Annotated in this window: 6 protein-coding genes and 2 pseudogenes; 4 read left to right on the top strand and 4 right to left on the bottom strand. The window is 61.1% G+C overall.

Annotated elements, in window-relative coordinates; translation table 11 throughout:
- The 3 genes and pseudogenes from IWX85_RS19680 to IWX85_RS19670 all read left to right on the top strand — a co-directional run.
- A pseudogene (locus tag IWX85_RS19680) lies at positions 1 to 923 on the top strand (hypothetical protein); the annotation flags it as partial.
- A 30-nt stretch (positions 924 to 953) separates the two neighbouring features.
- Entirely contained in the window at positions 954 to 1,943 is a 990-nt protein-coding gene (locus IWX85_RS19675) for an ATP-binding protein (protein ID WP_196870915.1), read from the top strand.
- Positions 1,944 to 1,976: 33 nt separating this feature from the next.
- Entirely contained in the window at positions 1,977 to 2,897 is a 921-nt protein-coding gene (locus IWX85_RS19670; RefSeq protein ID WP_196870914.1) for a hypothetical protein, read from the top strand.
- Between the two features lie 45 nt (positions 2,898 to 2,942).
- On the opposite strand, the gene IWX85_RS19665 is transcribed toward IWX85_RS19670, so the two are convergent.
- The 4 genes from IWX85_RS19665 to IWX85_RS19650 all read right to left on the bottom strand — a co-directional run bounded on the left by IWX85_RS19665 (position 2,943) and on the right by IWX85_RS19650 (position 7,402).
- Positions 2,943 to 3,647 carry a hypothetical protein gene (locus IWX85_RS19665; RefSeq protein WP_196870913.1) on the bottom strand — a complete coding sequence of 235 codons (705 nt, stop codon included), beginning with the start codon at positions 3,645 to 3,647 and terminating at the stop codon, positions 2,943 to 2,945.
- Positions 3,648 to 3,652: 5 nt separating this feature from the next.
- Positions 3,653 to 4,702, bottom strand: coding sequence for an ATP-binding protein (locus IWX85_RS19660; RefSeq protein ID WP_196870912.1), 1,050 nt, complete (start codon positions 4,700 to 4,702; stop codon positions 3,653 to 3,655).
- 124 nt (positions 4,703 to 4,826) lie between these two features.
- Positions 4,827 to 6,743 (bottom strand): hypothetical protein, encoded by a 1,917-nt coding sequence (locus IWX85_RS19655; RefSeq protein ID WP_196870911.1) that lies wholly within the window; start codon positions 6,741 to 6,743, stop codon positions 4,827 to 4,829.
- Positions 6,740 to 7,402: a hypothetical protein gene (locus IWX85_RS19650; RefSeq protein WP_196870910.1), complete on the bottom strand. Its 663-nt coding sequence runs from the start codon at positions 7,400 to 7,402 to the stop codon at positions 6,740 to 6,742. The genes IWX85_RS19655 and IWX85_RS19650 overlap by 4 nt, the downstream gene beginning before the upstream one ends.
- A 196-nt stretch (positions 7,403 to 7,598) precedes the next feature.
- Here IWX85_RS19650 and IWX85_RS19645 point away from each other — a divergent pair.
- Positions 7,599 to 8,075 (top strand): annotated as a pseudogene (locus IWX85_RS19645) (integrase); the annotation flags it as partial.
- Positions 8,076 to 8,170: the final 95 nt, after the last annotated feature.

Below are 8,170 nucleotides of genomic sequence, written 5' to 3'. Positions count from 1 at the left end.
GCGTAACAACACATCAACACCGCCGCAGCGTTCACGTTGCCCGGAATCGCCGTTCACCATCCTGGAATGAGCGTTCACGTTCGCTGGAATACGCACAGCGGCTGTCCAACACCACCGGCGCCAAAGTCAAGGACAAACGGGGACGCGACCCTGCCCAGGTCGCCGTCCTCAGCGAGTTCCAACTCGAATATGCCGCCGAACTGCTCGATGCCTTGATTGCCAACTACAACGCCACGCCACACACCAGCCTGGGGTACCGCTCCCCGCTGCAGATGCTCGACTTTTACGCTTCGGTCGGGCGCCTGCCAACGAGGTATGCTGATCCGAACTCGGTCCAGGGCCTGCTGAGCGTTCGCAAGCTGTGCATCGTTCGCGGCGGCTACCAACAAGGACGCAGGCCCTATGTGAATTTTGCCGGCGCCAGCTATTCGAACAGCGAACTGGCCCAGCGCCACGACCTGGTGGGCCAGCCCATCTGGGTCATCAACCACCTCGAAGATGACGCACGCATCGCGCTGGCCACCACCCGGGAGGGGGTGCGGCTGGGCGTGCTGCGCGCCCACCCGCCCTGGCACCAGACACCGCACAGCCTGGCGATCCGCAGCGCCATCAACGCCATGGTGCGCCGGCGCCGGTTCTGCCTGGCCAGCGGCGCTGATGCGGTGACGGCCTTCATGGAGTATGTGGAATCCACTGCCAAGGGCAAGCTGCCCATTCACCCCAGCTACCTCGAACTCAAAAGGCTGCTGCTCGAGCATGCGCCATCGCGGTCGGGCGACACCAAAGCCACCGCTGCCAAAGCGCGCCTGCAAACTGCTGCAGCGCCACCCGAAGACGACACCCTGGAGGCCGCGCCTGTTGTCAAAACCCGGCCGCCGCTGGCCAGAGCGGCGCTGCCCCCGCTGCGCAAGGCGGCCAATTAACCTCGACGCTGTAGCCCCATGCGCAGCCGCTTGCCACCCCACTTGGATCCAGGGCACCCGGTCTTGCGGCAGGAATATGCCGTCTTCACCCCGCCCGTGCATGCCATGGCCCAGACCATCGGCGACTGGATCGATCAGCGCCAGCCGGGCGGCTACATCCATGGGCCGTCGCGCTTCGGCAAATCCCGGGGCGTCAAGTGGCACCTCAAGAGTGTGCTGCAAGACCGGTTCGCCAAACGCATTCCCCTGCACATCTGGAGCCGTCCCGCCGAGAGCCACGTCAATGAAGGCGAGTTCTGGGTCTCGCTGGGCATCGCCTGCGGCGTGCGTTATGCCCCGACACGCGCCACGCGCGGGGACCGTCGGCGCCAGCTGACGGAATTTTTGATTGCCTCGGTCGCGGCGTGCGGGAGCAACTTTGCAGCCCTGCTCATCGATGAGGCGCAGGCCATGACGTTTCGCGAATGGAACTGGCTGCTTGGCCTGCAAAACGCCATGGACTGGGAGGGCTACCGCCTGAGCGTGTTCTCCATTGCGTCGCACCAGATGGACTACACCTACGAGCTGCTGGGCCAGTCCGACCATGCCCATGTGGCCGCCCGCTTCATGGTCTCGCACTGGCCGTTCCCGGGCATCGGCAGTGCCGAAGAAGTCGAGTTTGTGCTGCGCGGCTATGACGAGGCGTCCGAGTGGCCCGCAGGCAGCGGCACGTGCTACCTGGCCCATTTCATCCCCGAGGCCTACGCCCGCGGTGCGCGACTGACGCCTTGTGCCGGGACCCTGTGGCGGGTGCTCCAAGCGCTGCTGCCCAGGCACTACAAAGGCGCGCCTGAGTTTCCCATGCAGCACATTGCATGGGCGGTCGAGGAAGTCATGGTTTGCGCTGCCCGCGGCGATGCCTGGGAGGACGCCACGGGCGAAGCGCGCTGGATCGACGCGCTGGCGCAGACACAGTTCACGGACCACATGCGGCTCATCTCGGCGGCCATGCCGCGCAAGAAATCAACCAACTCGCCGTAGGCTCAGATCAACTCCACAGGGGTCTGCCCTCACATGCTCACCGATCCGCAAGTCCTCTTGGGACGCCACAGCAAGCGCTCGCGCGTGGTCTGGCATCCGGGGTCGACGCCGCCGTACTCGTCGCTGTGGATAACGGTCCAGCGGTTTTTGATGTTGAACCAGCCCACGCGCTGCGCTTTTGCCCAGGATTTCCTGGTGCATCCCAACGCTAAAAACCGGATTTCTCTCGATCCCCATGACACTGCCGGCGCGGTCTGCCCTGTGCGCCTGCACCGTTTTGCCCGGGCACTGGGGGAGCCGTTGGAAACGTTTCACCACGCCTGCGTCGCCCAGTTTGCGCGTGCAGTGTGGCCCTTCTTTGGCGGCTTTGCAGCCTGTCCAGACTGCCTGCGCGAAGGGTTTCATTCGGTGCTGTTTTCCTTTGACGGTCTGGATTGCTGTCCGGTGCATGGGGTCAAACTGAGCAGCCGCATTTGCTGCGGGGCGATGTCAAACACCTTGGTCTTCCATGACAACGCCACGCCCCCGAGCACCTGCCGCTGCGGTGCGGCCTTGATGGCGTTTGCCGTGGCGAGGTCGCCCAAACTCTGTCCAGAACGGGACCGGGCGCTGGGAGAAGTGGCCGACTGGCTCATGCAAGCGGGGTCTCGCTGCTGGCTCGGACCGCAAAATCCGCCCGTCTCCACCGTGTCACTGGCGCGGTTCACGCAGCGGGTGGCACAGCTAAAAATCACACTGGACTTGCCCGGTGCCATTCCCCGCTGGGCGGCAGCGTCTGATGCGTCGCCATGGGATCCCTCCACCGTGGCGGTCATGACGTTTAGCTCGACCAGGATGTGTGAGCCGGGTCTGCAAGGCGATGGCAGCCCATGGCTTGAGGGGCGCCCCAGCAGTCCCTACTCCTACCAACAAACCGCTCTTGGGGACTTCAAGGCCATCAGCCGTTACCCGTGAAGTGTAGTAATTCTGACACCAACAAGTAGTAATTTTGCCACTAATTCAAAATTCGCACAGTTCCCGCAGCAACGCAACGCGGCCAGTTCGCTTCAGCATTCGCTGAACCAAGACGTCACAGCGATCGCTGGTAACGCCCAGATAGTGCGCAAACCGTCCCTGAATCGTGCGCACCTGGATCCTCTGCTGATCAACATGAAACTGACTGATCCAGCGTATCAGACCTGTCGGTGGATGCAAGGACTTGTTGAACAGCGCAGAGGGATGACTGGCGCCACACCAATACATCGCAAACAAGGTCCATGCGGCGGCGTCTGCCGCCAAGTCAATTACTTTAACGACAGGTGCCTCTCGCCTGAATCTCTTCGCCAATGCAAGTACCTGGGCGCGTTTCACTGTGTCCAGCAGTGCCCAATCCTGACGCAGGCGTTTGCGCAGCAGCCATTCGCAAGTCGCTGACAAGCTGACCCCACGGTCAGCCGACTCCGTGTCATCCTCTGAAGGGTTGTAAATTGAGGCCGTCGCCTTTCGGTCAGCGAGCATTGGTGAATACACGTAGGCGATCCGGCGCCATCGCATGATCAGCAACTCCCGCTCGGAAGGTTCGCGGCCTGCGCTGGCTGCGGCGATTGGCAGTTGGAATACTCTGACGGGTCGAGGCGGCAGACTTTTTGACGGCAAGGCATGGGCACTTTGAAGCCGGCACTGCAGCTCAAACTCCCACGCCGGCACGATGATTGGCAGTGCCATAGCAATCACTGTCCAGGCATGACCGACACTGTCTGCTGGGCCGCCACATAGCCGGACTCTTTGACCGCGCGCTCCCAGTGCGCCACTCCCAATTCTAGGTCCTGCGTGTCCCACTGCGCGCCCTGCAGCAACACGCTTTCCACTGCCCGGGTGAAGTAATCCATTGGTATTTCCGCTGGGCCGGCCAACTGTGCCCCAGCATGCACGTTGACAAACGTATTCCACAACATGCCAGCCGATTGCTCCAGCAACAACCCTTTTTCGCACGCCCGTGGGTAGAAGAACTCCGTGAACGTCTTGCCGGTGTTCTCCGGGTAGCGACTCAGGTCATAGCTGGCCAGGCAGGTGGCGGCGTCCACCGCATCACCAATCCCCCGGAAGTGCTGTTGCTCGATCATGAAGCGCGCCACGATCTGCTCGTCACCGCTGAGCTGGTAGTGCGCTTTTTGCTCCATCAATTGGGGTTGCCCCACCAGAAACGTCAACAGCCGTACCCCGTGGTGTGCCAATTGGTCATGGACATCGCGCAGCCATTCCAGCGCGTGCTTTGACAATCTCTGGGCCTCGTCACACAGCAGGACGACGATGTGCCCGGCACGCATCTGCAATTGCTCGCTCAGCCTGCACATGAGCGCAAAGCGCTTGTCTGTAATCGACTTTGGCTGTGGGTGGCGCACGCCAGCCGCGCTCAGCAAGGTGCTGAAGAAGGGTCCTTCAAAATCACTTCGATGGTGCTCGCAGGACATGCGCAGCACCAGGATATCGGGGCGGTGGCGTTCCAGGTGCAGCGCGACGTAGTCAATGGCGTGGGTCTTGCCCATGCGCGGGCGGGCATGAATAAGCGCACCGGGGACCAGCACGCGAATGCAACGCTCCACCAGATCCACGAACTGTTCAATAGCGGCCGTGGCGACCCGGTAGTGCCGACGCACCAGGGGATGGTTTTGTAGTGTCAAAGAGGGCGGTTGCGGAACCGTCCAGACGGGAGCAACCTTTTTTGGCGATGATTGCTTGACGCGCGTTGCCGCCACTTTTGCTTGCATGGAATCGGTCATGAATGCCTTTCGCGCCTTGGCAGCGCTTGCGGCCGGAATGAAGGCCCCGGCCCGACCTCACGGCGCTAAATTGCGCCAATGACCCGTCGGTGCCGCCTGGCGGCCCGCAATCTGTATGTGCTTTTTACCGTGCAAAACCGCGCGCAATGCGCAGCTTCTTGCCTTTCACCACTCCGGTGGCCAGCTGAGCCGATGGCTCCACCGGACTGGGCGGGGATTTAGGCGCATCGCGGCGCTCTCGTTGTATGCTCGCCAGGTCGCTGGCCGCCTTGCGGGATTGGGGCGCCTTGGCCCGGCGCAGTTTGACGAAGGCATCAATCGGGCTTTCACCTGCCGCGAATTCCAGTTGCTTGTTCCGTTTGGCCTTGAACACCTCCTGGCGCAGCCGCAATGAATGTGCTTCATGCCGCCAGGGACCACTGGCCAACAAATCCTGCAGTGGCTGGCCTTCCTCGGTAAATGCGCGAAGGGTGCGTAAATCCTTCGCATCAAAATACACCCAAAGCTGTTTGCCGATCAAGTTGGAACTGCGTGCCAGTTGTTCGCTGGTGTAGCGCACATGCAAGAATGAGATGTAGGGCCGCTCCCCTCTGCCCACATTGCCGTGCACCAGGCAGAACGCCGGGTCGTGCAGCAGTTCCAAGCGGTTGCGCAGGGCTTCTGGCACGCGGCGCAGGCGAGTCGGTGACCGCCCTACCCCATCGAGCTGTTGGCTCATCCGCTCCAATGGCGTCAGGCCACCCAGGCTGGAATGTGGCGTGCCGTGGTAGTTCCATACGGTAGCATCCAGCAACTCTTCAAGTTCCTGGACCGTGACTACCAGGTTCAGATCTTTGGCCGCTTCGCGCATGCGCTTGGAACTTGTCACCTGTTTGCTTGGAAGACCTCCCGGCAAGCGCCGTGATAGTGTATTGGTCAGTGTCCCAAAAAATCGTTCGATGAACGGTCGATCATCGGGCTCATAGGCTGGCCCAAAGTCAGCGACGCAGCCCAAGGCTTCGCACACGACGTCCAAGCTAGTCGTGGCCAGGTGGGCGCGCGCATTGTCCAAGCGGATCTGGCGCCAACAAGCGTGCTGGGTTATCGGCATGGCCTGGGTCACCAGGCCACCGGATCCTGACAATGACAGGCCAGGCAAGGTGATCTTGGGAATTTCTGCAGGCGTCAATGCGTGCTTCAGGGTTGCAATCACCTCATACCGGCTGCATTCACGGTGCAGGCACAGTGTGTATCCGAGTATGCAACGGGTTGCCACATCGATGATAGCCAACAACCAGACTCGTTCGGTTTCATAAATACGCTCGATGCCCTGCGGGTCGACGTCCACAACCTTGAGTCGCAGGTCCATCTTGTGTGCGTCGAACTCCACAGTGTCAAAGGCTTCATCGGCGCCGCGTTCCGGCAGTTGACGCAAGGCGGAGGAGGGTTTGAAGCGGGCCCCGGCCGCATGCGCCGCGTCGTCGAATCGGTCGAACAGCCAGGCACGCAGGGTCCGCGCCAGGCTGCGCACACCCTTGTCCTGCTGGTTAAACGGGTAATCTGAAGGCAGTAGTCCCTGCTCTCGACAGGCCTGCTGGAAGCGTTGTAGTGCTGGTTTAAAGTTGAACAGGCGTGCCGCCTCCCCCACTCCTTTGAGCTCCACGCGCTGGGCGCTCAGTTCACGGCGCAAATGCGCCTCCAGTGCGGGGTGGCGCTGCAATAGCTGGGTGAAGGCACCGGCATTGCCGGCCTTGGTATGAACCAGAGCACGCGACGGTCGGCTGCGTTCGTACCCGCTGACATTGACATACGGCACCAAGGCGCGGTATCCCCAGATGCTTCCGTCCGCATGCGCGCGTTGTGCGCGCTTGACCATACGAAAAAGGGTTGAGCGGTCGATTCCATGGGCAGCTTCTATGCTCGCGATCGGCTCCCCCTGGGCGTAGGCTTCTAGGGCCGCGCAGCGTGACCGATAGACCTCCCGTGCAGGCTCGCCCAAGGCCTGCTCGTCGAGTCTGGGCCATTCGGCAACGCGAAGCAACTCAGTGGAGCGGCGTGTCATGGCGGTGCACTTGCCAGTACCACCGGCAATCTGTGAAATCGGGTGGATCCGTCCATGGGCTCAATGGCCAGGTCCGGGCTGGTTATGCGTCCCTCAGCCAACAACTGGAACAGTGCTGCCTGCACGGTGGTCCCATCGCGCTGCGGGAAATGCGCCAGCACCGAGTCCACCGATTCATCTTCATTAAGAAAGACCATGATCTGCTGCTCAAGCAAGGTATCTCGGTAGCGTCTGTGGCTGACCAGGTAGGGGATGATGCGCGCCCAGTTGCCGATAGGTACGGCCCAGCCAATCAAGTCGGCTCGGTTGATGTAGCGCACGGGAAGTTCGTGCAGATGGGAATGACGCTCTGGCGGTGCCGTGCCCACTTTCGATGATGAACGTGGCTGTCCTTCTACCATCCAGAATTCACCGGCCGACGCGCCACGTAATTGAACCCAGAAATCGATCACGGGACTTTTAAGTCCGTCTACATAGGTCGGGCGTTCACAGAAGGCGGCGATGTCTGGATTGGCTTCGATGACTAACCATGTCCTGTACGCGTCGTATCCGCCAAAGCACAGGCGTCGCCCTATCTTGGGACTGAAGACTTCAATACGCCGTCGCCCCGCCGGACGAGAGAACGGCACTGCGCGGTTGTACGGCATCGACTTGGTCATGACCTTGCCTCATTGCTTCTGTACGGGGTGCGTCTTCACTCTCCGAAGCAAGTGGCAATATTACTACGCAAAGTCAGTTAGTGGCAACATTACTACTTCGAAAATAGTAGTGATAGTGGCACTCAAATTTCACGCGGGTGAGCCAAGCCATTGATTTATATGGGAATCTGGGGATATCCGTTTGTGTCAGTGTTACTACACTTCACGGCAATGGGCGCTGGTCCGGGCCCTCGCCGATGGCCTGAAGTGGTCGTATGGGTGGACGGTGCCAGCGGCCCAGCGCTTGCGCTTTATCCTGGACTTCGGGTACGCCACCGGCCTACGCGCCAGTGAGCTGGTCCACGCCACGCTGCGCAGTGTGCAAACAGACAGCCATGATGACCATTGGCTTGCCCTCGTGGGCAAAGGCGGCAAGGCCGGAAAAGTGGCCCTGCCGCCCCTGGCCCGCTCGGCACTGAACCGGTACCTCAGTCAGCGCGGCCTGCCCACGACACCGTTGCTTTGGAAGCCGGACACTCCAATGATTGGCAACTTGCGGCATGGCCAAACGAGCGGCATCACGGACACGCGACTGCGCGAGCTGCTGGGGAGGTTTTTCAAACAAGCCGCAGCCTTGGTGGAAGAGGAAAACCCAAGCCTGGCAGACAAACTGCGCAAGGCCTCGCCCCATTGGCGGTGAATGTCAAGCTAGTTGTCGCCTGTGAGTCTTGAATTTAAGCGGCTTTGTTGAACTCCTTGCTGCTCTCCTTTTGGTCATGCTTTTGATCG

This window comes from Polaromonas sp. CG_9.11 (assembly GCF_015752225.1).
In the GTDB taxonomy this organism is placed as follows: Bacteria; Pseudomonadota; Gammaproteobacteria; order Burkholderiales; family Burkholderiaceae_C; genus Polaromonas.
The sequence above is the reverse complement of the archived record's forward strand: the minus strand, read 5'-3'. Positions and strand labels throughout refer to the sequence as shown.

Bases quoted from the DNA above. Each gene is read 5' to 3' on its own strand.
- IWX85_RS19650 (WP_196870910.1), bottom strand. From the start codon at position 7,402: ATGACCAAGTCGATGCCGTACAACCGCGCAGTGCCGTTCTCTCGTCCG.
- IWX85_RS19670 (WP_196870914.1), top strand. From the start codon at position 1,977: ATGCTCACCGATCCGCAAGTCCTCTTGGGACGCCACAGCAAGCGCTCG.
- IWX85_RS19665 (WP_196870913.1), bottom strand. From the start codon at position 3,647: ATGGCACTGCCAATCATCGTGCCGGCGTGGGAGTTTGAGCTGCAGTGC.
- IWX85_RS19660 (WP_196870912.1), bottom strand. From the start codon at position 4,702: ATGACCGATTCCATGCAAGCAAAAGTGGCGGCAACGCGCGTCAAGCAA.
- IWX85_RS19655 (WP_196870911.1), bottom strand. From the start codon at position 6,743: ATGACACGCCGCTCCACTGAGTTGCTTCGCGTTGCCGAATGGCCCAGA.